The sequence below is a fragment of the Sphingomonas oligoaromativorans genome, from assembly GCF_011762195.1.
Classification (GTDB): domain Bacteria; phylum Pseudomonadota; class Alphaproteobacteria; order Sphingomonadales; family Sphingomonadaceae; genus Solisphingomonas; species Solisphingomonas oligoaromativorans.
On record NZ_JAASQK010000001.1, the window covers coordinates 277,016 to 297,109 of the forward strand.

The 20,094-nt window shown below is 69.4% G+C and carries 21 protein-coding genes; 8 read left to right on the forward strand and 13 right to left on the reverse strand.

The features are described 5' to 3' along the window. Positions 1–30: 30 nt before the first annotated feature. The 9 genes from FHS98_RS01405 to FHS98_RS01440 form a co-directional block, all read right to left on the reverse strand. Positions 31–1,284 (reverse strand): glycosyltransferase family 4 protein, encoded by a 1,254-nt coding sequence (locus FHS98_RS01405; protein WP_167098706.1) that lies wholly within the window; start codon positions 1,282–1,284, stop codon positions 31–33. After that, positions 1,281–2,528: a capsule biosynthesis protein gene (locus tag FHS98_RS01410; protein WP_341786006.1), complete on the reverse strand. Its 1,248-nt coding sequence runs from the start codon at positions 2,526–2,528 to the stop codon at positions 1,281–1,283. Before FHS98_RS01410 ends, FHS98_RS01405 begins: the two co-directional genes overlap by 4 nt. Next, complete coding sequence (locus tag FHS98_RS18635) at positions 2,525–2,734, reverse strand: hypothetical protein (protein WP_208401903.1); 210 nt, start codon at positions 2,732–2,734, stop codon at positions 2,525–2,527. The genes FHS98_RS01410 and FHS98_RS18635 overlap by 4 nt, the downstream gene beginning before the upstream one ends. A 2-nt stretch (positions 2,735–2,736) precedes the next feature. Next, entirely contained in the window at positions 2,737–3,339 is a 603-nt protein-coding gene (locus FHS98_RS01415; protein WP_167098709.1) for a hypothetical protein, read from the reverse strand. An 89-nt stretch (positions 3,340–3,428) separates the two neighbouring features. Then, a complete protein-coding gene (locus FHS98_RS01420) occupies positions 3,429–5,111 on the reverse strand; it encodes a capsular polysaccharide export protein, LipB/KpsS family (RefSeq protein WP_167098712.1) in 1,683 nt (560 codons plus the stop codon). An 11-nt stretch (positions 5,112–5,122) separates the two neighbouring features. Further along, a complete protein-coding gene (locus FHS98_RS01425) occupies positions 5,123–6,163 on the reverse strand; it encodes a phytanoyl-CoA dioxygenase family protein (RefSeq protein WP_167098715.1) in 1,041 nt (346 codons plus the stop codon). Between the two features lie 40 nt (positions 6,164–6,203). Beyond that, complete coding sequence (locus FHS98_RS01430; protein ID WP_167098718.1) at positions 6,204–6,806, reverse strand: histidine phosphatase family protein; 603 nt, start codon at positions 6,804–6,806, stop codon at positions 6,204–6,206. Then, positions 6,803–7,633 (reverse strand): 3-deoxy-manno-octulosonate cytidylyltransferase, encoded by an 831-nt coding sequence (locus tag FHS98_RS01435; RefSeq protein WP_341786007.1) that lies wholly within the window; start codon positions 7,631–7,633, stop codon positions 6,803–6,805. Before FHS98_RS01435 ends, FHS98_RS01430 begins: the two co-directional genes overlap by 4 nt. An 11-nt stretch (positions 7,634–7,644) precedes the next feature. After that, the gene (locus FHS98_RS01440; RefSeq protein ID WP_167098722.1) at positions 7,645–8,631 is read right to left on the reverse strand and encodes a KpsF/GutQ family sugar-phosphate isomerase; all 987 of its coding nucleotides are present in this window, start codon (positions 8,629–8,631) and stop codon (positions 7,645–7,647) included. A 236-nt stretch (positions 8,632–8,867) separates the two neighbouring features. Between FHS98_RS01440 and kdsA the strand changes: the two genes are divergently transcribed. Together kdsA and FHS98_RS01450 are read left to right on the forward strand one after the other, a co-directional pair. Further along, positions 8,868–9,698: a 3-deoxy-8-phosphooctulonate synthase gene (kdsA, locus tag FHS98_RS01445; RefSeq protein WP_167098725.1), complete on the forward strand. Its 831-nt coding sequence runs from the start codon at positions 8,868–8,870 to the stop codon at positions 9,696–9,698. A gap of 248 nt (positions 9,699–9,946) precedes the next feature. Then, on the forward strand, positions 9,947–10,483 hold the full coding sequence (locus FHS98_RS01450; protein ID WP_167098728.1) for a TonB family protein: 537 nt from the start codon (positions 9,947–9,949) through the stop codon (positions 10,481–10,483). Positions 10,484–10,542: 59 nt separating this feature from the next. On the opposite strand, the gene FHS98_RS01455 is transcribed toward FHS98_RS01450, so the two are convergent. Both FHS98_RS01455 and FHS98_RS01460 read right to left on the reverse strand, forming a co-directional pair. Continuing rightward, on the reverse strand, positions 10,543–10,899 hold the full coding sequence (locus FHS98_RS01455; RefSeq protein WP_167098730.1) for a GntR family transcriptional regulator: 357 nt from the start codon (positions 10,897–10,899) through the stop codon (positions 10,543–10,545). Positions 10,900–10,942: 43 nt separating this feature from the next. Beyond that, positions 10,943–11,521, reverse strand: a complete 579-nt coding sequence (locus FHS98_RS01460) for a nitroreductase family protein (protein WP_167098733.1) — start codon at positions 11,519–11,521, stop codon at positions 10,943–10,945. A 197-nt stretch (positions 11,522–11,718) separates the two neighbouring features. On the opposite strand from FHS98_RS01460, the gene FHS98_RS01465 reads away from it, so the two are divergent. Continuing rightward, a complete protein-coding gene (locus FHS98_RS01465; protein ID WP_167098736.1) occupies positions 11,719–13,509 on the forward strand; it encodes a peptide MFS transporter in 1,791 nt (596 codons plus the stop codon). Between the two features lie 203 nt (positions 13,510–13,712). Here FHS98_RS01465 and FHS98_RS01470 read toward each other — a convergent pair whose 3' ends face one another. Beyond that, complete coding sequence (locus FHS98_RS01470; RefSeq protein ID WP_167098739.1) at positions 13,713–14,660, reverse strand: L-threonylcarbamoyladenylate synthase; 948 nt, start codon at positions 14,658–14,660, stop codon at positions 13,713–13,715. 95 nt (positions 14,661–14,755) lie between these two features. On the opposite strand from FHS98_RS01470, the gene glmM reads away from it, so the two are divergent. From glmM to thiD, 3 genes are read left to right on the forward strand one after another with little or no spacing between them, the layout of a single operon-like run. Beyond that, complete coding sequence (gene glmM / locus FHS98_RS01475; RefSeq protein ID WP_167098742.1) at positions 14,756–16,093, forward strand: phosphoglucosamine mutase; 1,338 nt, start codon at positions 14,756–14,758, stop codon at positions 16,091–16,093. Next, positions 16,093–16,314: a DUF1272 domain-containing protein gene (locus FHS98_RS01480; protein ID WP_167098745.1), complete on the forward strand. Its 222-nt coding sequence runs from the start codon at positions 16,093–16,095 to the stop codon at positions 16,312–16,314. Before glmM ends, FHS98_RS01480 begins: the two co-directional genes overlap by 1 nt. Continuing rightward, a complete protein-coding gene (gene thiD, locus FHS98_RS01485) occupies positions 16,311–17,072 on the forward strand; it encodes a bifunctional hydroxymethylpyrimidine kinase/phosphomethylpyrimidine kinase (RefSeq protein ID WP_167098748.1) in 762 nt (253 codons plus the stop codon). The genes FHS98_RS01480 and thiD overlap by 4 nt, the downstream gene beginning before the upstream one ends. Here the strand turns inward: thiD and FHS98_RS01490 are convergent. Continuing rightward, positions 17,069–18,391 carry a nucleotide sugar dehydrogenase gene (locus tag FHS98_RS01490; RefSeq protein ID WP_208401904.1) on the reverse strand — a complete coding sequence of 441 codons (1,323 nt, stop codon included), beginning with the start codon at positions 18,389–18,391 and terminating at the stop codon, positions 17,069–17,071. The two genes, thiD and FHS98_RS01490, sit on opposite strands and share 4 nt — an antisense overlap. 127 nt (positions 18,392–18,518) lie before the next feature. On the opposite strand from FHS98_RS01490, the gene msrA reads away from it, so the two are divergent. Further along, positions 18,519–19,061, forward strand: a complete 543-nt coding sequence (msrA, locus tag FHS98_RS01495) for a peptide-methionine (S)-S-oxide reductase MsrA (protein ID WP_167098751.1) — start codon at positions 18,519–18,521, stop codon at positions 19,059–19,061. 248 nt (positions 19,062–19,309) lie between these two features. After that, positions 19,310–19,912, forward strand: coding sequence for a ribonuclease HII (locus FHS98_RS01500; RefSeq protein WP_167098754.1), 603 nt, complete (start codon positions 19,310–19,312; stop codon positions 19,910–19,912). Positions 19,913–20,094 lie beyond the last annotated feature (182 nt).

Genomic DNA, 20,094 nt, shown 5'->3' on the forward strand with positions numbered 1-20,094 from the left:
CCGCCTCAGGCTTGCCGGCGATCCGTGAGATCAGGCAATTTCCTCGACGGTCTTCAATATAATCCGCACATGCTCTTCCCAACTGGGGGGCATCCAGGCCTGCATCCGCGCGAGTTGCGCCGCGCGGCGTCCCGATCCCGGAGCGCTATACTCGATTAACGCATTGTGCCAGCCGATACCATCCAGAGGATGGAGGTAGTCCGCCGCGTCGCCGCCGGCCTCGCGCAGCGCAGGCAGGTCGCTGCATATCACCGGCGTGCCGAGCGCCAGCGCCTCGGTCACCGGCATTCCGAAGCCTTCCGCGAAGGAGGGGAGCAGCACCGCGCAGGCGCCCGCCACGATCGCGCGCATCTCCGCGTCGGGGAGCGCCGACATCTCCTCGACATGGCCTTTCAGCGCGGGGCAGCGATCGAGCATGTCGACCACCTGCTCATTCTCCCAGCCGCGGCGGCCGATGATGATGAGCTTCGGGATCGATCCGGGCTCGCCCCGCTCGGCCCATTGCCGCCAGATGTTGAGCAGCAGCAGATGGTTCTTGCGCGCCTCGATGGTGCCGAGGCAGACGAAATAGGGCTCGGCCGGCGGGCGCGGCGCCGGGCGGCTTTCGTCGTGGAGGCCGAGATGGGCGACGTGGAGCGGAATCTCCCTCCGCTCGGCCGCGAGATGCGGCGCGAAGGAGCGCAGCGTGGCCGCCGAATTGCCCAGCGCCGCCGAGGCGAGCCGCGCCATGGTCCGCACCCGCTTCAGATGGAGCGCATCGCCGCCGGGGCGGGCATATTCGGGATATTCGATCGGGATCAGATCGTGGATCAGGCAGACGAAGCGCGCCTGTTCCCGCCGCAGGATATCGCGGACGAGCGCTTCGTTATGGAGATGGTGCGGCGAGCTTTGCACCAGCACGCGGCGCGCCGATCCGCCGGCCGGCACCCGGCGCGGACGCATCCGCCACAGCACGCCGAGCGCGTGGAGCTTCCGCCCGATCCCGCCCGCGGGGATGTCGATTTCCCCCGCCCAGGCGGCGCGGGTCGCCTTCAGGAAGGCGCGGGCGGTCTCCGTCGGGATGCGGCCGTAGAAGCCGGTCGGATGCACGAGGCAGAAGGAGAGCCGCTCCGGCGCCTCCCTCAGCAGCCCCTCGGCCCAGGCCAGCTCGACCCGGTCCACGCCGGTCGGCGTCTTGTGCAGCACGCGCGAGACCAGCCGCGAGATGTCGAGCAGGATCTCGGGCCGATCGGCGAGGGGAGGGACGGTGCGCCGATCCTGCGGATCGCGCGAGGCGGTCGTCATGGAAGCGGGCGGGCGACGGGAATGGCCAGATCGACGGGGCCGGCCTCGGTCAGCCGGGCCATGGCGGCCGAGACGAGCAGGTCGATGCCGGCGTTGCTGAGGAAGGCGCCGTGCAGCAGGCAGCGATTGGCGAGAACGCGGTGGAACGCGTCGTAGATCGTCGGATCGGGCGCCGCCGGGTTCAGCCAGAAGCTGTCCAGCGGCTGCTGGTCGGTCACGCCGGGGATGTCGTACACCGCATCGCCCAGCACCTTCACCGCGCGCCCGGCGGCGAGCGAGAGCGTGCCGCTGGTGCTGTTCACCGTCACCATGCCGCGCGAGCCGTTGACGAGCTTCAGCAGATCGCCCTGCTCCAGAAAGGCGACGCGGTCGCTGATGCCGAGCGAGCCCGCGATCTCGGCCACCACCGTCCGCCAGTCCTTCAGGCCGCTGTCGAGCGGATGCTCCTTGATGGCGAGCATCGTGTCGGCGGGGGCATGGGCCGCGAAGCTGCGCATCACCGTCTCGATCGCCGGCCGCATCTCGCCGAACGGCGAGTGGACGCGGATCTGGTAATCCGAGTTCAACTGGAGCGGGAACAGGAAATAGTCCGAGCGTTCCAGCTTCTGGAGGTCGAGCTGCGTCCGCGCCCGATCCTCGTCGTGCATCGAGAAGCGGCGGAGGAACATGATGCCCTCCCACACCGGATTGCGCGAGCGATGGCTGCCGTGGAACGGGAAGCGCCAGTGCTGGAGCACGACCTCCGCATAATAGAAGAACGCCGCCCAGCCGCGCGCCGTCGCATAGGAGGGGATCGGATCGTGCGCCGGCGGTGCCGGCAGACCGCGCGCCTGCTCGACATACCATTGCGGATCGCGCGACAGGGTGGAGTTGCCGTTCACGCCGTCGCGCTCCAGCGTCACCCAGTCCGGCCGGATATAGCCTTCCTCGAAGACGTGGATGCGCACGTCGGCGGCGCGCGCGATGGCGACGGCCTCGATATGCTGGGGGCGGCTGTCGCCGAACAGGATCAGGTCGGTGACGGCTTCCTTGGCGAGATAGCGCTCGAAGAAGGCCGGCCAGTGCCGTTCCTTGCCGCGGAAATCGGTGCCGGTGGGCCAGGTTGCGCGGTCGCCGCCGTTGAAGTTGATCCGGCGCACGCGATGCCCCGCCAGCTCCATGGCGTTGCCGAGCTTGGGGAAGAAGGAGCCGTGCGGCCCCTGAAGGAAAAGGAAGGTCCGGCGTATCCTGGGGTGCTGCCTCACGAATGCGCGCTCCACATCATGGAACGGGAGGTCTGCCCAATCATGTGATCCCCGGCAATCATGGCGGACACGGCAGCGTCTCTATCGGTCGCGATCTGGTCTCGAAGTCCGATGAGGCGCGCGAATTGCATCAAAAGCAACATTATTTCGGATACCGAAACGCGGCCGGCGCCGCAAGCCGCGCCGGCGGAAGGGAGGCGCGCCATGGTCAGATCCTGACGTTCCGCAGCGCTTCGCGATCGGCGGTGGCGAGCAGCGTGCCGACGGTGATCGGCAGGATGGCGGGCAGGAGCATCGCGGCGAAGGCCAGCCAGTGCGGCACATGGCAGATCAGCACCAGCGCGGACAGCAGCCAGTAAGCGAGATGCCCCGCATAGGCGCGGATGCCGCAGCTCGTCCGCTGATCGCTGCCGACATATTGGGCGAAGATCGTCCACGGCCCGGTCGCCACGCCATAGGACCAGAACCAGAGCAGCTCCGGGCGAGCCTGCGTCGCCATGATGCGGGTGAGGCAGAGATATTCCCAGCCGAGCACGACGAGCATCGGCAGGATGCCGCTCAGCAGGCCGACCAAGCGCCCCGCGCGCCGTCCGCGTCGTTCCAGCACCGCGAGCGCGGCGGCGTCGAGCCCCTTCACCACGAATTCGAGCAGAGCGGCCACGATCAGGCCGACGGCGAAGGCCACGATCCCGCCGACGACGACCATCCACGCGCCGGACAGCAGGAGGGCAACGCCGCTGATAACGCTGACGACGCTCAACAGGGCCATGGGGATCGTCGCCAATCCCATCACCGTACCAACTAGATCCAAGCGTCACTCCCTCCGGCCCCGGCGCGCCCTAGCCTATCATGGCCACGCTGAAAACAGGGGAGTGACGTCAGGATGACGCCAAAATCGGGCTAGCGGCTCGTAAGGCGGCCCTGGAGGCGGCGGAGCGTCGTGAGCCATGTCGCCTTGGGGCGGACCTGCCCGGCCAGTCGCGATACCAGCAATTCCGCGGGACAGGGCAGGAAGGTGACCGGATCGAGATAGCGCGGATAGAGGATCAGCACGCCAGCGACGAGTTCGTGGACCGTCAGCCGCCGCGTCCGCCGCTCGGGCACGGCGCCGAGATCGCGGGTGACGCCCCAGCCCGCATAGAAGGGCACGCCATGCGTGGTGACATCCCGTCCGCGCAGCAGCGCCTCGAAGCCGGTGAGCGAGGTCAGCACATGCACGCCGTCGACCAGATCGAGGAGTTGCGCCATGCCGCCGCCGCGCACCACGCGGTCCGCATGGCGGAGGGCATCCTCGTCGGGCACCGCGCCGCGCCGGTGGCCGGCGTCGACGTCCGGGTGGGGGCGGAACCAGATCTCCGCATCCGGCTCCAGCGCGCGGACCCGTTCCAGCAGCGTGAGGTTGCTCGCCAGCCCGCCGCCGCCGAGCAGGACGGACATGTCGTCCTCCACCTGTCCGGGGACGAGGACGAGGCGGCGTGCAGCATCGCGCTCGGGGAAGCGGTGCGCCGCCGCACCGCCATATTTGCTGATGCCGGCCTTGACGATGAAGGCCTCCAGCGATCGCGCCCGTTCGATCAGCGCTTCGGGGAAGGCCGCCGTTTCAAGCAGATGCTCGAGGTCGCTCGCACGGGATGGATCATAATGGATGCCCCGCCGGTCGACCGCGACCGAGAAGGGCGGGAAGAGATTGCTGCCCAGCCCCACCGAGCGGACGAAGCCGTCCTCCACGCGCACCAGCGGCACGCCCTCGCGCGCGGCCTCTTCACGGAACCCCTCGGGCAGGCGGGACGGCCAGACGGCGATCCCGGCGCCCGCCGCCCTCGCCGCCTCGATCGCGGGGCGGGTGGCGGTGGTGAAGCGCAGCGGCGCCCTGCGCGGCGCCCAGAGGAAGCGCTCGATCTCGCGGCGCTTCCACCAGGCGATGCCGGCGGCGACGGCGATGCGGTGGTTGGCGTCGATCGTCTCGCGCCACAAAGCGAGGAGGGCGATCGCCTCTTCGGCGGCGCAGCTCTTGCCGGTGAAGGGGTTGCGATAGCGGGTCGCGCCGAGCAGATCGCGCGCGACGAGGCGGGCGCGCTCCTCGGGCGGCGTGGCGTCGTCGCCGAAGCGTCCGGGCGTGTGGATGCGGAGGCGCGTTCCGGCGATGCAGGCGAGCGCAGCCATCTCGTCGTCGCCATGGACGTGCCAGACGGCGCCGCCCGCCAGCAGCGGCCAGGGATCGACTTCCCCGATCGCCACGGCGACACCTCGCCCGCGCAGCTTCCATGCGGCGTGGCGCGCCCATTTGGCGGACGGCAGCACCAGCAGCGGCGAGGCCGCCTCGGGGGTGGTGAGGGCGTCCAGCATCCGCTCGGCCTCGACGGCGGAGGCGGGACGCAGCACCGCCGTCACCGGGCCGAACCCGGTGGGCGCGGCCCAGCTCGGGCCGCCGATCCGGGCATCCCGAATGGCCGCGAACAGCGCGTCGATCCGCTCCGGCGAAGTCTCGGACATCGGCCCCGGCACGCGGCGGCTCACCGCCGCCTCCGCCGGATCGGCGCGCGGGAAGGGCGGGGAACGCAGGAGGGGCGGGAAGCTCGGCATCGGGCTCCGGCTCAGCCGCCCGCGTCCTGGGTCGCGGGGGTGGCGGGCGACTTGAGGCCCGCATCGCGCCACGGCTGGCCGAGCCATGCGCGGAAACGATCGCGCGCCGCCCACATCCAGTTGGCGCGCCGCTCGGCGATGCCGGGAAGGCTCAGCAGGTCCAGCCCCGTCCACGGCAGGAAGGGATTGCGGCGGCCATAGGTCCAGATCTCGACGCGGATCGACGGGCGCACCGACGGCCCGCGCGCGTGGAAGCCGGAGGTATCCGCGACGACCAGCGTGTTGGCGGGCACCGCGAAGGCTTTCGGCGCGGGGAGGCCGAGGCCGGCCAGCTCCTCCTGCCCGATGCGCAGCGAGCCGCGCGAGGAGAGCCGGTCCAGCCCGTCCCGCGCGCGGATGCTGCGCTCCTTCTCCCAGCCGAGGCGGCGCGGCGTCATCCGGTGCGAGCCGGGAACGTAGACGAACGGCCCCTCGTCCTCCGCCACGTCGGTGAGGAAGTAGAAGGCCTTCACGGTCGCATGGAAGGTGTCGGCGTGGAGCGCGGTCTGCGGATCGGGCTCGCGGTCGTTCACATGGCTGAGGATGGTCTGGATATAGCCGATCGGCTCGCTGTCGAAGCTGCCGACATAGCGCATCAGCCCGCGCCACTTAGCGCCATGCACCAGCGCGCGGACGCGCGGCATCGCCTCCAGCGCGGTGGGATCGAGCGCCATCCGGCGGGTGATGGTGTCGCCCTGCACCATCTCGCGCGCGGGGCCTCTATAGGCGAGCGCCTCCGCGCGCAGGCGGGCGAACTCCTCCGGCGGCAGGAAATCGCGCTTCATCACGAAGCCGTCGCGCTCGAAGGCGGCGCGCTCCTCGGCCGAGACGAGAGCGCTCAGCCGCCCCCGCCGCGACCGCGCCAGCGCGGCGGCGAGGCGCACGCGCCCGACATGCAGGCCCCAGCGGTTGAGCGTGGGCGAACCGATCAGGGGGTTGTCGCTGAACGCCTTGGCGCCGGTCGCCAGTTCGGCGAGCCACCACGGGAAAAGGAGATAGCGCAACGGGTTCATCCGCGCCCTTTCGGCCAGCCGCCGCCCGCGCGCAAGAGGGTCAGGGGCGGCGATCCCAGGCTTCGAGGCGGAGCCCCGCGTCGGTGGCGGCGATTTCGCCCCATGCGCCGGTGCGCAGCTTGAGCGTCGGGAGGGCTTCCGCCTGCGCGCGGAGCGCCGCATCGGCGGTGAGCGCGAAGCGGGCCGCGCCGTTGCTGGTGACGAGGAGGATGGCGTCGCTCGCCCCGTCGTAGAGGCGTCGCCACGCGGCGAGGCGGGCGGGGACGTCGATCTCCCAGCCGGGCGGGACGATCGCCTCGCGCTCCCATGCCGCCAGCGCGTCCGCGCCGATACGGGCGAGGATGGCGGCTTCGGGCTGGTTCTCGTCGGGACCGTGATCGATCTCCGCCAGCCAGTCGGCCGTTTCGATGGGGGGCGGGCTGGCGAGGGCGGAGGCGATCAGTTCCGCCGTCTCGCGGGTGCGCAGCAGCGGGGAGGCGAGGATGCGGTCGAAGCTCCGGCCGGCGAAGGCGCGCCCCAGCGCGCGGCCCTGCTCGCGGCCGCTCTCGACCAGGGGAATGTCCGTCCGCAGGCCGACGCGGCGCGCGGGTTCGCCGGGGGCGAAGGTGTTGCCGTGGCGGACGATCGTGAAGCGGGCGCTCATGCCCCGCAGGGATCGCCCAGCTCGGCGATCAGCGTCTCCGCCAGCGCGACATCCTCCGGCGTGTCGATCCCCGAGACGGCGAAGCGCGGCGGGGCGACCTCGACGGTCAGGATGTCGAGCCCCATCTCCAGCAGGCGGAGCTGCTCCAGCCCCTCGATCTGCTCGTAATGCGAGGGCGGCGCCTGCTCGAACCGCTCCAGCGCATCGAAGCGATAGGCGTAGAGGCCGAGATGCTGGAACACCGGCGAAACGGGCGACTGCTTCCGCCGCTCGGCCTCGTCGCGGATGGCGGGGATGATGTTTTTCGAGAACCACAGCGCCCGCCCGTCGGCGGCGCGGATGCAGGTGGTGCCGCTGAACGGCGCGCGGGTCTTATGGTCGCGCAGGCGGTCGAGCTCGGCCCAGCCCATCCGCGTGACCGGCGTGGCGGCGGCGGCGGCGCTGGAGCGCGCCGCCTCGATCAGCCGGGCGACCACCTCCGGCGGCATGAAGGGCGCATCGCCCTGAAGGTTGACGACGATCTCCGGCCGCTCCGCCCGGCTCAGTGCCGCGGCATGGGCGCGGCCCGAGCCGGAGCTGATGTCGCTCGCCGTCATCACCGCCTCGCAGCCGAGATCGCGGGCGTGCGCCTCGATGCGGGGATCGTCGGTGGCGACGAGGATGTCGATGCCGCCCGCCATCCGCGATGCCTCGCGCGCGACATGGGCGACCCGCTCCAGAAGCGTCCGCCCCGCGATCGGGACGAGCGGCTTGCCCGGCAGCCGCTTCGATCCGAAGCGGGCCGGGATGACGATCAGGTCAGGATTGGGCAGGTCGGTTCGGGACACCGAAGAGAGGCTCAGGCGACCCCGTGGCGCAGCACGTCGTGCAGGTGGATCGCGCCGACCAGCCGCTCATTCTCGCACACGAACAGCACGGTGACGGCATTCTCGTTCATGATGCGCAGCGCGTCGGACGAAAGCGTGGTCGGCGGCACCGCCAGCGGGTGGGACGTCATGTGCGCGCTGATGTCGTCGTGCAGGTGATTGGTGGCGAAGCTGCGGCGAAGATCGCCGTCGGTGAAGGCGCCGACCAGCTCGCCCTGCTGGTTCACCACCGCCGTGCTGCCATAGCGCTTGCGGCTCATCTCGAAGGTGGCGTCCATCAGAGTCGCGCCGGTCGAGACGACGGGCACGGCCTCGCCGGTGCCCATGAGCTGGCCCACCGTGGTGAGCTGCGCGCCGAGGCGGCCGCCGGGATGGAGGACGTGGAAATCCGACTTGGAGAAGCCGCGCTTCTCGATGAGGGCGATCGCCAGCGCATCGCCCAGCACCACCTGCATGGTGGTCGACGAGGTGGGCGCGAGCTGGTTGGGGCAGGCCTCGCGCACGGCGGGCAGCGGCAGGCAGATGTCGGCGGCGCGGCCGGCGGTGCTGTCGGCGCGCGAGGTGCAGACGATCAGCTTCACGCCGAAGCGGCGGCAATAGGCGATGATGTCGCCGAGTTCGGTCGTCTCGCCCGACCAGGTGAGCGCCATCACGATATCGTCCGGCGTAATCATGCCGAGATCGCCATGGCTCGCCTCGCCCGGATGGATGAACATCGAGCGGGTGCCGGTGGACGTCATGGTGGCGGCGATCTTGCGGCCGATGATGCCGCTCTTGCCCATGCCGGTGACGATCACGCGGCCGTTGGTATCATGGATGGTGTCCACCGCCTGGGCGAAAGATTCCCCGAGGTCCGTCTCGCGGAGCGCCTGGGCGAGGGTCGCCAGCGCTTCCTGCTCGATACGGACGGTCTGGACGGCAGAGAGCGTGGCGTTTTCGCCAATCCTGCTCATCTCCATGATACGCAAACTCCCCTTCATACCCATGGCCTCCCGGCGCCGTCGATGCAGTGCCGACCTCTTATGACGTTGCGAGTCCGGTTTTCCCTTAGGCGAGGGCGTAACGGTCACAAGCGTTGACTTCCACCGCAATCGCGTCGCAGGAGCCGAAACGAAGATCAACGGTGCGCCGTTCCCGATGAACGTGCGACTTTTTTGCAGCGGCTCCCCATGGCCGGCTGAGAGGACGACGGCAAATGCTTTTGTGTGGGCAGGAAGTGGGGCTCGACCAGCGGCTCTTCGTGATCGCCGGCCCCTGCGTGATCGAAAGCGAGGCGCTCGCGCTCTCGACCGCCGAGACGCTGAAGGGCATCGCCGAACGGCTCGATATCCTGCTGATCTACAAAAGCTCGTTCGACAAGGCGAACCGCAGCTCGGGCACGTCCTATCGTGGGCTCGGCATGGAAGAAGGGCTGCGCATCCTCGAGAAGGTGCGCGCCGAGACGGGCCTTCCGGTGCTCACCGACGTGCATGACGCGGATCAGGTGAAGCCGGTGGCCGAGGTGGTCGACGTGCTCCAGACGCCCGCCTTCCTCGCGCGGCAGACGGACTTCATCGCGGCGGTGGCGACGAGCGGCAAGCCGGTCAACATCAAGAAGGCGCAGTTCATGGCGCCGGGCGACATGGGCAATGTCGTCACGAAGGCGCGCGATGCCGCGACTCGCGCGGGCGTGCCCGACGATCAGTTCATGGTCTGCGAACGCGGGGCCTCGTTCGGCTACAACAACCTCGTCTCCGACATGCGCAGCCTCGCCATCCTGCGCGACACCGGCTGCCCGGTGGTGTTCGACGCGACCCATTCGGTGCAGCTTCCGGGCGGGCAGGGCGATCGTTCGGGCGGGCAGCGCGAGTTCGTGCCGGTCCTCGCCCGCGCGGCGGTGGGGGCGGGCATCTCGGGCCTGTTCATGGAGACGCATCCCGATCCCGACGCGGCGCTCTCCGATGGGCCGAACGCGCTGCCGCTCGACGAGGCGGAGCCGCTGCTGCGCCAGCTTCTGGCGATCGACGCGGTGGTGAAGGGCCGCTGACGCCGGCTCGGCCCGGCGACATGTCATCCCGGCAATGAAATTTCACGAATGATGCAGTTCGTGGAAGCGATCGTGCTGTTCGTCGATCCCGCCTTAAGGAAAATTACCTCCGGGCGCTAGCTGACCCTTGCCCGATGACTCGCGACGAGGGCGCCGGACATGCCGGACCTGCGTCGCGTGGGAGGGGCTCGTGGCGGGGTGCGCACCGCATCCCCGGTCGCGGGCATCTACGCAAAGGAGAGAGGGATATGCTCAAGCGCAACTGGCGCCTGCTGGCGCTCGCGCCGCTTCTGGCCACGCCTGTATGGGCGCATGGAGCCCAGACCCGCGACAGCAACCCCGCCATCACCGTGCAGGCGCAGCACGAGACGGTGGGCGAATGGTCCCAGCGTGTCGGCCGCAGCCTCAGTGGCGAGCTGGCCTATCCGAGCAAGGCGGGGCCGGACGACAATGCGCAGGGGCTCGCCAAGGTGAGCTTCCGCTGCTCGGATGACGGCCGGCCGGGCGAGATCGCGGTGCTCTCCTCATCCGGGTCGCACGATCTCGACCGGGCGGCGATGCGGGCGGTGAAGCGCATCCCCACGCTGCATCCGCTGCCCGACGGCATCGGCCATGACCGGGCGTTCCAGGCCTGGGTCGCCTTCGCGCTCGACGAGGATTCGCTGAAGAGGATGACCAATGCGGCCCATCGCGACGCCGACCGGATGAACGCCCGCGTGGAGCGGGATCGCGCCGGCCATCAGGTGGCGGGCAACGCGCTGCCGATCGTGATCGCCGCCAACTGACCCGTTAGCCTGCCGCGCGGAGGGGGTTTCCCCATCCTCCCCTCCGCCGGCCCTCCGGCTCAGGCGGGCGTTTCGATATCTTCCCGGAAAAGATCGGCCGGATCGAGGTCCAGCCGGCGGATCTGCGCGTGGATGCGCGGCCATGTGTCGCGCAGGAAGACGGTGCGCTCCTCGGTGCGCAGGCGCTCGCTGGCGCCCTTGGCGACGAACATGCCGATGCCGCGGCGAACGTCGACGAGGCCATTGTCCTGAAAGCTCTGATAGGCCTTGGCGACAGTCAGCGGATTGGCGCCATATTCGGCGGCCAGCGCGCGGACCGAGGGAAGGGGATCGCCATCGCGATACCGGCCTTCGAGAATGGCCTCCGCGATCGAATCGCGCAGGCGGAGATAGACGGGGCGATCGTCATGGGCCATGGCGATATGCTGTACTAACACAGCAGCGCAGGATCAAGCGCCATCAGCCGTTCCAATGCGAGACAATGCTGTCGAAATCGGGACGAGGCCGCTCTTCGGGCTCCTTGCCGGGCGTTCCGAGGAAGATGAAGCCCGCGATCCGTGCGCCGGGATGGCCGAGCGCCTCGGCGACCTCGGCCGAATAGGCCGCCCAGCTCGTCAGCCAGCCGCCGACGAAGCCTTCCGCATGGGCGGCATAGAGCATCGCGGTGCAGGCGGCGCCGGCGGACAGCTCCTGCTCCCACAGCGGGATGTGGCTCTCGGCTTTGGGCGTCGACAGCACGGCGACGAGCGTGGGCGCCTGATGCGCGAACTGCTGCACCGCCTCCAGCTCCAGGCGGCCGGGCTCCGGCTTGTCGGCGCGATAGGCGCGTTCGAGCAGGGCGGCGAACGCCTCGCGCTCGTCCGCGCCGATCACCACGAAGCGCCACGGCGCCAGCTTGCCATGATCGGGCACGCGCATCGCGGCCGTCAGGATGCGGCGGAGTTGCGCCTCGTCGGGGCCGGGGGCCACCATCTCGCGCGGCTTGCCGGAGCGGCGCGTGGCGGCGAGCGTGGCGGGGGAGGAGAGGTCGTTCAGCATGGCGCCCCGCTAGCAGCCGGAGGCGCCGCCGCCAACTCGCGGCGCGTGAAGGAGGATGCTGCGTTGCAATAGTGCGATAGTCAGCAATATCCTTGCGCGGGGCTCTTGGCATCGCCGCCGTCGCCGCTAGGGTGCGCGCCATAATCGGCCGCGCGCCCGCAAGGTGCCGCGCGCCGTCCTCTTGTTCTGGAGCATCCATGGTCCTGCCGGACGCCGACGCCACCTTCGAGCCGGGGTCGCCCCATGTCAGCCGATCTGACGGCGGCACCTGGCTCGGCCATCCGCGACAACTTGCGCGCCTCTTCTCGGTCGAGGCGTGGGAGCGCTTCGGCTTCTACGGCCTGCGCGCGCTGCTGGTCCTGTATCTGACCAACCATTTCCTGCTGTCCGATCGCGAGGCCAACGGCCTCTACGGCGGCTATATGAGCCTCGTCTATCTGACGCCCGTGGTCGGCGGCCTGATCGCGGACCGGTATCTGGGCTCCAAACGCTCGGTGAAGTTCGGCGCGATCGTGATGGCGGTGGGCTATTTCCTGCTCTGCTTCGGCGGGCAGCCGGCCAAGCCCTTCGCGGTGATCGACGGCCAGCGCTACGAAGTCACCGAGCAGAAGGCATCGGGCGACACCAAGCTGCAATTCATCACCGCCGCCGGCCAGCATCTGCGCATCAAGGGCCAGCCGGACGGCTCGGTGCAGCTTCTCGCCGACGACGGCCATGTCGCGCGCACGGTGGCGAAGCGGGATTTCTCCTCCGACGCCCATCGCTCGCCGTTCTACGTCACGCTGATGCTCTTCGCGCTCAGCCTGATCGTGGTGGGCAACGGTTTCTTCAAGCCGAACATCTCCACCATCGTCGGCTCGCTCTATGCCGAGGGGGACCGGCGACGCGACGCGGGCTTCACCATCTTCTACTGGGGCATCAACATCGGCTCCATCGGCAGCCAGACCTTCTGCCCCGTGCTGGTGACGATGTTCGGCTGGTGGGCGGGCTTCCTGCTCGCCGCGATCGGCATGTTGTTCGCTTATGCGCTGATCCGCTTCGACGGCGGCCGCCTCGCCGGTTATGGCGAGCCTCCGGTTCAGGAGGGCAAGGATCGCGCGGCGATCATCTACATTCTCGCCATCCTCGCCGCGCCGATCACCTGGCTGGTGCTGCGCAACGTGATGGAGGCCCCGGAAGCCGCCGCCGGCGCGGGCTTCGTCGGCTATCTGCTGGCGCTGCCGGTGCTGGGCAAGGTGCTGTTCGTCACCTTCCTCGCGGCCGTGGTGGGCATCCCGGTCTGGGCGTGGCGCGCGGGCACCCGCGCCGAGTTCCAGATGATGCTGGCGGCCGTCATCCTCGTCGTCTTCAACGTCACCTTCTGGACGCTGTTCGAGCAGGCGGGCTCCTCGCTCACCCTGTTCGCCGATCGCAACACCGACTTGAACCTGTTCGGCCTCACCATGTCGGCCGCGCAGACGCAGAACTTCAACCCGATCACCATCGTGCTGTTCGCGCCGGTGATGAGCTGGCTGTGGCTGGCGCTGGCGAAACGCAACTGGGAACCGTCGATCCCGATCAAGTTCGGGCTGGCGCTGGTGCTGGTCGGCGCGGGCTTCGTGCTGCTGGCGTTCAGCGGCCACTTCGCGGGTTCCGGGTTCCGCGTGTCGCTGTGGTGGCTGGTGGCGACCTATTTCCTCCACTCGATCGCGGAGCTGTGCATCTCGCCGGTCGGCCTGTCGATGATTACCAAGCTGTCGATCGCGCGCGTGGTGGGCATGATGATGGGCGTGTGGTTCCTGTCGATCTCGGTGGCGGAATATTTCGCGGGCGCGATCGCGCAGGCGGCCTCGGTGCAGACCGTCGGCGGCCAGGTGACCAACGCCGAACTGAGCCTCCACACCTATCTCGGCAGCTTCCAGACGGGCGGCATCGCGACCATTGCGGCGGGCGTGTTGCTGCTGGTGCTGGCGCCGGTGCTCAAGCGCCTGATGCACGGCGTGCGCTGACGGACGGACGCGCGGCTGGCGGGGTTCGCTCCGTCGGCCGCGCGCCTTTTCCGATCACTGTGACGCAGACGATCAATTTCACGACAGCGCAGGACAAGGCTATCAAGCCTGTGTTCCCCGGGTTCCTCCCCTGGCCCGGATCAGAGAACCCTACGCCCCGCTGGCTCCCCCCCTTGGCCAGCGGGGCAATTTGTATCTGGCGCTTATCGGGGGGCTGCGGCGCGGGCGAGGCGGTCGTTGATCGCGAGGCCGAGGCCTTCGCGCGGGATAGGCGCCACCGCGATGGCCGTGGACGCGGTTTCATCCGCATCGTGCAGCGCGCCGAACAGCCGGGATGCGGCCTCGATCAGATCGCCTGAGGCGGACAGCGTGTCGTCGCCCGCGACGTCTCCGAAGCCGATCAGCCATTCGCCGTCGCGCCGCCCGGTCGCATCGAGGCGGAGCGGCTTGCCCGGCGCATAATGGCTGGAAAGCTGGCCCGGCGCCTCGATCGCCGCATCCGCGACGGGGGAGAGGACGGGCAGGCCGCTCGCCTCCTCCAGCGCCTTCGCATCCACCGGGCCGGGGCGGAGCAGGCGCAGCTTGTCCTCCTCCACCGCGACGATGGTGGATTCCAGCCCATGCCGCGTCGCGCCGCCGTCGAGGATGAGGCTCACCTTGCCGCCGAGCGAGGCCGCGACATGCGCGGCGCGGGTCGCGCTGATCCGGCCGCTGGCGTTGGCGGAGGGGGCGGCGAGCGGGCGGCCCGAGGCCGCGATCAGCGCGCGCATCGCGGGGTGCGCCGGCATCCGTATGGCGACCGTCGACAGCCCCGCCGTCACCAGATCGGCGACCGGCGATCCCGCGCGCGCGGGCAGTACCATGGTCAGCGGCCCCGGCCAGAAGGCGGCGGCGAGGCGGTGGGCGGCGGGCGGCAGCTCGGCCAGCGTCTCGGCCTGCTCCAGGCTCGCGACATGGACGATCAGCGGATTGAACGAGGGCCGCCCCTTGGCCGCATAGATGCGCGCCACCGCCTCGCCCGAGGTCGCGTCGGCGGCGAGGCCGTAGACCGTCTCGGTCGGCACCGCGACGGGCAGCCCTTCGCGGATCTGCGCGGCGGCGACCGCGATCGCGTCGTCGTCGAGGGGGAGGATGCGGGGATGGGACGGCATGACCGGGCGCTAAACCGCCGGGGCCGATCAGGCAACAGTATGAACTGGCGGTCGGCCGCCCGAGCGGAGTATGAGCGCCCGAGGAAGGAGCATCTATGGCGCGCAAATATTTCGGCACGGACGGCATTCGCGGGCGGACCAACGAGGCGCCGATGACGGCGGAGCTGGCGATGCGCGTGGGGCAGGCGGCCGGCGCACACTTCCTGCGCGGCGATTATCGCCACCGCGTGGTGATCGGCAAGGACACGCGCCTGTCGGGCTACATGATGGAATCCGCGCTGGTGGCGGGGTTCACCTCGGTGGGCATGGACGTGATCCTCGTCGGCCCGATGCCGACCCCGGCGGTGGCGCTGCTCACCAAGGCGATGCGCGCGGATATCGGCGTGATGATCTCGGCCAGCCACAATCCCTATCAGGATAACGGTATCAAGCTGTTCGGCCCGGACGGCTTCAAGCTCTCCGACGAGGATGAGATGCAGATCGAGGCGATGCTCGATCAGCCGCCGACGCTCGCGAAGCCCGAGGCGATCGGCCGCGCCCAGCGCATCGAGGACGCGCGCGGCCGCTACATCCACGGCGTGAAGGCGACCTTCCCGGAGGATCTGCGCCTCGACGGCCTGCGTATCGTGATCGATTGCGCGCACGGCGCCGCCTATAATGTCGCGCCTTCCGCGCTGTGGGAGCTGGGCGCCGACGTGATCGCGATCGGCGTCAAGCCGGACGGCACCAACGTCAACGACAAGGTCGGCTCCACCGCGCCCGAGGCCTTGCAGCGCAAGGTGCTGGAGACGCGCGCCGATATCGGCATCGCGCTGGACGGCGACGCGGACCGGCTCATCATCGTCGACGAGCGCGGCCAGATCGTCGACGGCGACCAGATCATGGCGGTGATCGCCACCGGCTTCCAGCGGCGCGGCCTGCTCAAGGGCGGCGGCATCGTCGCGACGGTGATGTCCAACCTCGGGCTGGAACGCTATTTGGAGGCGAACGGGCTGACGCTGCACCGCACCGCGGTCGGCGACCGCTATGTGCTGGAGGCGATGCGCCGTGACGGCTTCAATGTCGGCGGCGAGCAGTCTGGGCATCTCATCCTGTCCGACTATGCCACCACCGGCGACGGGCTGCTCGCCGCGCTTCAGGTGCTGGCCGAGCTGGTCGAGAGCGGCAAGCCCGCCTCGGAGCTGCTCCGCTGTTTCGAGCCGCTGCCGCAGAAGCTCCAGAATGTCCGCTTCAAGAACGGCGCGCCGCTGGAGGCCGATACGGTGAAGGCGGCTATCGCCGAGGCGGAGGAGAAGCTCGCCGGCACCGGCCGCCTGCTGATCCGCAAGTCGGGCACCGAGCCGCTGATCCGCGTGATGGCGGAGGGCGAAGACCCGGCGCTGGTGCAGCAGGTGGTGGAGGCCGTCTGCGAGGCGGTGAGGCGCGCCGCCTGATGCTGGAGATGAGGCCCCTGTGCGAGGCGTGCGGGCGCATCCTGCCGGCCGATCGCGACGGGGCCTTCATCTGCTCGATGGAATGCACCTTCTGTTCGGACTGCGTGGTGGGGCCGCTCGACGGCGCGTGCCCCAACTGCAAGGGCGAGCTGCGCCCGCGTCCGCCGCGCGGGGGCGATCTGCTGGCGCGCTATCCGGCGGCGGCGGCGCGTCCGGCATGACCATCCCGCGCGTACTCATCATCGCCGGCTCGGATTCCGGGGGCGGGGCGGGCATTCAGGCCGACATCAGGACGGTGACCGCCTTCGGCTGCCACGCCATGACCGCGATCACCGCGATCACCGCGCAGAACACGCGGGGCGTGACGGGCGTGGCGCTCACCGATCCGGCGATGGTGGTGGCGCAGATCGACGCGGTGCTCTCCGACATCGGCGCGGATGCGATCAAGATCGGCATGATCGGCTCGTCTGCCATCGCCGAGGCGGTGGCCGATCGGCTGGAGGCGGCCGACGCGCGTGTGCCGCTGGTGTTCGATCCGGTGATGGTCGCGACCAGCGGGGCGATGCTGGCGGACGATGCCACCATCGCGGCGTTCGAGCGGCTGATGCGCCTCGCGGTGCTGGTGACGCCGAATATCCCCGAACTGGCCGTGCTGTCGCCCAGGGGGGCCGAGGCGCTGGTCCGGCGGACGGGCACGGCGGTGCTTGCCAAGGGCGGCCATGGCGAAGGGGAACTGCTGATCGACGCGCTCATCCTCCCCGGCGGGGAGCGGACCGAATGGGGCGGCCAGCGGATCGTCACCCGCCACACCCACGGCACCGGCTGCACGATGGCGAGCGCGATCGCCTCGGGGCTGGCGCGGGGCGACGATCTCGCCAAGGCGGTGGCGGCGGCGCGGCGCTATGTCCGCACGGCGATCGAGGCGGCGCCGGGGCTGGGGCAGGGCAGCGGGCCGCTCGGCCCCGGCATCGTCGGCTAGAGCGTCCAGACCTTCCGGCCGAAGTCCCGGCCCCGGAACACGCCCTTCACATCCGCGAACAGGCCGTTTTCCTCGACGAGGGCGGCCAGCGCCGCATCGCTCATGTCGCGATAGAAGCGATGCGACACCGCCGACACGACGAGATCGTATTGCCGGCCCAGCGCGTCGGGATCGAGGCGGACGCCATAATCCTTCTCGGCCTCGGCGGCATCGGCGAGCGGATCATGCACCGTCACCGAATGGCCGTGATACCAGAAGCGCTTCACGATATCGCCGACCTTGGAGTTCCTGAGATCGGGCACGTCCTCCTTGAAGGTGACGCCGAGGATCAGGATGCGCAGCGCGTGGCGCCCCATCTTGAGGTGCAGCGTGTCGGCGATCCAGCGGCCCATATCGTCGTTCACCCGGCGCGAGGCGGGGATGACTTCGGGCAGGTGCCCCAGCTCGATCGCGCGGTGCGAGAGATAATAGGGATCGACGCCGATGCAGTGCCCGCCCACCAGGCCGGGGGTGAAGGGCAGGAAATTCCACTTGGTCCTGGCCGCGTCGATCACATCCCAGATCGATACGTCGAGGCGGGCGAAGATGCGCGTCACCTCGTTCATGAAGGCGATGTTGATGTCGCGCTGGGCGTTCTCGATCGCCTTGGCGCCCTCGGCCGCCTTGATCGAGGCGGCGCGGAAGGTGCCGCCCGTCGTCACGCGCTCGTAGATGGCGGAGACGCGCTCGCACGTTTCGGGGCTGTCGCCGGAGACGACCTTCACGATGCGGTCGACGGTATGCTCGCGGTCGCCGGGATTGATGCGTTCGGGCGAATAGCCGACGACGAAGCCTTCCTTCCACTGGAGCCCCGAGACGCGCTCCATCGCGGGCACGCACAGTTCCTCGGTGACGCCCGGATAGACGGTGCTCTCGAAGATCACGAGCGGCTTGCGGCTGCCGTCCAGCATCCGCCCGACCATCTCGCTCGCCGAGATCAGCGCGCGCAGGTCCGGCCGGTTGCGCTCGTCGACGGGCGTGGGGACGGTGACGATGTAGACGTCCGCCGGGGCGCATCCCGCCGCGTCCGAATGATATTCGAGCGTGGATGCGGCGAGCGTCTCCGCATCGATCTCCCCGGTGCGATCCTCGCCTCGGGTCAGTTCCGCGACGCGCTCTGCGCTGATGTCGAGGCCCGCGGTCGGGAAGCTGCGGGCCAGCGCGACCGCCAGCGGCAGGCCGACATAGCCCAGCCCGATCACGACGATCGACTGGGTATCGGCCGCGCCCGAAGCGGAGGCGTTGGGGGCGGAGGTCGGGTCTGCGAAGCGTACGTCCATGCGGGCGGCATAACGCGTTGGTGTAAAAGCTTCGTCAAGGCGCCTTTCGTCGGCTTCTGCCGTTGAAAATCCCGTTCCGGCGCACCACCCTCTCGCCCGAGAGATTCTCTAGCTTCGGAGTAAGGAAATGGCGCAGGAGATCGCGACGCTGGCAGGGGGCTGCTTCTGGTGCGTCGAGGCCGTGTTCGACGATGTGATCGGCATCGAGTCGGTGGAGAGCGGCTATACCGGCGGCACGGTGGCCAACCCGAGCTACAAGCGGGTGTGCGAGGGCGATACAGGCCATGCCGAGGCGGTGCGCGTCGCCTTCGACCCGGACGTCATCAGCTATGACGACCTGCTCGACATCTTCTTCCACATCCACAACCCGACGCAGCTCAACCGTCAGGGCAACGACGTCGGCACGCAGTATCGCTCGGCGGTCTTCCCGCATTCGCCCGCGCAGGAGGCATCCGCCCGCGCCGCGATCGCGCGTGCGCAGGCCGAATATGAGGAGCCGGTCGTGACCACGATCGAGCCGCTCGCGCCCTGGTATGTCGCCGAGGACTATCACCAGGAATATTTCGAGCGGCAGGGTTCGGAGAACGCCTATTGCATGGCGGTCGTCGCGCCCAAGCTCCAGAAGTTCCGCAAGAGCTATGCGGCGCGGCTGAAGCGCCAGACGGCCTGATCTGATCGGGCGGGGCGGGGGCCTGCCGGCCTCCGCCCGCTTCGTCCTCAGTGGCCGGCCAGCGCCACGAAGCCGAGACAGAAGCTGCCGCCGATCACGATCAGCACCAGCTTCGGCGAAATCGGCGCCGGTCGCGCCCCCTTCCAGAGACTCATGGCATCATCCCCCTGTGGCGCCATCCTGCGCCGCAAAGATGAGCATATGTTTGACGGTTCCTTGATCGGCCGGATCGCCCTAGGAGGGGCGTCATGCCTCCCAGCTTCCGTTATGAGCGAGACCATCCCGAACCCTGCGCCGGCGTCGACGAGGCGGGGCGGGGGCCGCTGGCCGGGCCGGTGGTCGCGGCGGCCGTGATCCTCGACCGGCGGCGCGTGCCGCGCGGCATCGATGACTCCAAGAAGCTCACCGAGGCCGCCCGCGAGGGGCTCTATGACCGCATAGTGCGATCCTCGACGGGCTGGGGCGTCGGCATCGTCGACGTGGAGGAGATCGACCGGCTCAACATCTATCACGCCACGATGCTCGCCATGAGCCGCGCGGTGGATGCGCTGGGCGTCGAGCCGGGGATGGTGCTGGTCGACGGCAACGCGCTGCCCAAATGGCGGCATCCGGCGCGGGCGATCGTCTCGGGCGACGCGCTCAGCCGCTCGATCGCGGCCGCCTCGATCATCGCCAAGGTGACGCGCGACCGGATGATGCAGGAGTATGACGGGCAATATCCGGGCTATGGCTGGCGTCAGAACAAGGGCTACGGCACGGCGGAGCATCGCGCGGCGCTGATCGAGCTTGGGCCGACGCCGCTCCACAGGCGGAGCTTCGCGCCGGTCGCGCAGCTTTGCCTTGCGCTTTAGGCTGACAACCGAGCGCTCATCCTAGGCGCGGAAATTTACCCTAAAAATGAAACTGAGTCGTTTGAGTCACACCACAAGGGGTTGAGTCAGGCGAGTTGCTCCGACTCCTAGATGTGGTGTCAGGGTGAATCGGTTCTCCCTCCGTACCGCCGCGACTCGCGGGATTCCGGGGGTTTTTTGCT